Origin of the sequence: Rhodopirellula sp. JB055, assembly GCF_043100905.1 — a bacterium.
In the GTDB taxonomy this organism is placed as follows: domain Bacteria; phylum Planctomycetota; class Planctomycetia; order Pirellulales; family Pirellulaceae; genus Rhodopirellula.
This window is the reverse complement of sequence record NZ_JBICHO010000264.1, coordinates 1-2,673: the sequence shown is the minus strand read 5'-3', so window position 1 is coordinate 2,673 and position 2,673 is coordinate 1. Positions and strand designations below refer to the sequence as shown.

Genomic DNA, 2,673 nt, shown 5'->3' with positions numbered 1-2,673 from the left:
CAGGATCGGTTCATAGCCGTAGCCATGAAAGAGATCTCGCAGCTCTTCATCAGACATCGCGCCGAAGATCGTACGGCTGGCGATCTTGTATTGATTCAAATGAACGATCGGCAACACCGCACCATCGCGTTTTGGATTGAGGTACTTCGTTAAATGCCAAGCGGTAGCGGTCGGTCCAGTTTCTGCTTCGCCATCGCCGACAATGCACGCCACCAACAAGTCAGGGTTGTCCATCGCCGCACCAAATGCAGTCGCCAACGCATAGCCCAACTCGCCACCTTCGTGAATCGTCCCCGGCGTGGCTGGCGTCAGGTGACTCGGGAAACCGCCGGGCCAAGAAAAATCACGCACCAGATTTTTCGCTCCCTCTCCATCACGTTCATATTCGCGATAGCGTTCACCGAGCGAACCTTCCAAAAATAGATTGCTGAGCACCGCGGGTGCCCCATGCCCCGGTCCCGCGATGAGCAACGTTGGTTGGTCGTGGTTCACAATCAACCGGTTCAAGTGCGTGGTGATGAGATTGATACCGGGACACGTCCCCCAGTGTCCTAGCAACCGAGGCTTGATGTGGTCCGGGCGCAGCGGTTCTTGCAGCAAAGGATTCTCGCGCAGATAAATCTGAGCGGCGGACAGATAGTTGGTGGCCAACCAATACGAATTCAAATCAGCCAGGCTGGGTCGCTGGATCACGTGAGTGTTTCCTCTCATCTTCGAGACAGCCGCGGATTGGATCTGGCCGATCGCGTTGCTATGGCGAATCAACGGGCAATTCCGACGCTGCCCCAGCCATTTCAAACGTTCAAGCCTCCATCCAAGCACACCGCTTGGAGTTCAATGGACATCCACTCAGAGTGAATCAAATCGCATGCCGACGAGAGGGTTTCTGACTTCCCTTGCGAGCGAAAAATGCAGCTGCGGGCAAAAAATGGAACTGGCTCGAACCTGAACATCTGCTCGGCGCACAAATCGCTGTCATCGTCGAGTGAAATCCGATCACGCGATGATCGGGATCGATACCACTTTACAAAGGAGACCTCTCATGTCCGTTTCAAAAGACTCACCTCAAGTCGGCGACATGTACCGATGCGTGAACTGCCAGATGGAGATTCATGTGACCAAAGGCTGCGACTGCGAGGGCTGCGAACCCGAATTTCGTTGTTGCGGCAAACCATTGGAAAAAGTCACCGAGCCACCGGCCAACAGTTGAGGTCGCCGCTCGAATGTTCGCGGTAGCCAGTCGGAATGTGCGGCTGACAAAAAAATCCAACGCAACGTCGCGAAGTTTCTTAACAGAAGGCTTCGAGAACAACCACATCAGCCATTCGGCGTTAGCCCCGGTTGTCTACCAATAAAGCCAGAAATACCAAGGAGACTCGATTTCCCTAATGAATCCCGCCTGCTTGCTTCGCGTTCGCCCCGCTGTCCATGGACAAACGCAACCGCGGTAGTTTTAATCATTCGACATCGGCCTGCTCGACAACGCGTCTCAGGCAAGTTGTCTTTCCAATTCTGTCACATCAGAGAAACAACATGACGAACCTTGTTCATTCGCTCCGCTATCCGATGGGGCTCGCCCTTGCACTGTCCGTTTCATTTGCAGGCCTCAGTGTTTCAGGGGAAGACAATGCGAAAGCCGACGAGTCAGCCAAGTGGACAACTCTGTTCGATGGTGAATCGCTGGAAGGCTGGGAGAAAGTCGGACGAGACGACAGCAAATGGGAAGTGGTTGATGGCGTGATCAAAGGCACCGGAGGAGTGTCGATGTTGGTCAACACAACGGGCCCGTACAAGAACTTTCGCTACCGCGCGGAAGTCAAAATCAACGACGGCGGCAACTCGGGCGTTTACTTCCGCACGACTCGAAAACCCGGTTTCATGGATGGTTACGAAGCCCAAGTCGACAGCACACACACCGACCCAATCCGCACCGGTTCGCTGTATGGTTTCTGCCATGTGTACCCGCAGTTGGTCAAACCAGACACCTGGTTCACCTACGAGATCGAAGTCAAAGACGACAACTGGCGCGGACGCGACATGACGCGCATCAAGATCACCGTCGATGGCAACGAGTTGTACGAATACATGGACTTTGAAAAGACCTACGGGCCCGGCCACTTCGCATTCCAACAACACGACCCCGGCAGCATCGTCCACATCCGAAAATCGGAAGTCATGCCACTGGACGACTAGTCGCCCAACAAGGCTGACTTGCCGAAGCGATCTTCAGAAACAGCGTTGCCCCTTCGCAGTGAATTCAGACTGGACTCTGTGGGAGACCACCGAACTACAGGTTCGGACGCTCGACAACCAGTCATCCCTGTCGTCGAAGGAGGCCACGGAGTTTTCCGGTGACACGTTTGGTTGCCGAATCAAATCTGTTTACCTGTTTCTTTGGTATCTCCTCCGGCCTTCCTCGATCCTCGAGATGATCAAGCGGTCGGTTGGCGACCTTGTGATAGGACGCGAGGCTCCATTTGGGTCGCGCTGGGCGAACCATTTGACCCAGAGCACTTGAGTTTGAACGGGAGAGCTCGATTGATTCACTGCCTCACGAAGCTCATCGGATCCAAACTGCGTCTTCGCAAGCAGTGCAGAACAATGCATGTCTTGCTGAATCTGGGTGTGTAAAAATCGAACATGGCGTTCGTCGGTTTGCTTACCTCGTTCTAC

2 protein-coding genes and 1 pseudogene are annotated in these 2,673 nt (G+C 54.1%); 2 read left to right on the top strand and 1 reads right to left on the bottom strand.

Annotated features, from left to right (window positions below):
- Positions 1 to 765: pseudogene (locus ACF8AM_RS10710) on the bottom strand (phosphoketolase); the annotation flags it as partial.
- 277 nt (positions 766 to 1,042) lie between these two features.
- Between ACF8AM_RS10710 and ACF8AM_RS10705 the strand changes: the two are divergent.
- Entirely contained in the window at positions 1,043 to 1,210 is a 168-nt protein-coding gene (locus tag ACF8AM_RS10705; RefSeq protein WP_199169778.1) for a hypothetical protein, read from the top strand.
- Positions 1,211 to 1,533: 323 nt separating this feature from the next.
- A complete protein-coding gene (locus tag ACF8AM_RS10700) occupies positions 1,534 to 2,193 on the top strand; it encodes a DUF1080 domain-containing protein (RefSeq protein ID WP_392555632.1) in 660 nt (219 codons plus the stop codon).
- Positions 2,194 to 2,673: the final 480 nt, after the last annotated feature.

Excerpts from the sequence above, each read along its gene's own strand:
- ACF8AM_RS10705 (WP_199169778.1), top strand. The coding sequence starts at position 1,043 with ATGTCCGTTTCAAAAGACTCACCTCAAGTCGGCGACATGTACCGATGC.
- ACF8AM_RS10700 (WP_392555632.1), top strand. The coding sequence starts at position 1,534 with ATGACGAACCTTGTTCATTCGCTCCGCTATCCGATGGGGCTCGCCCTT.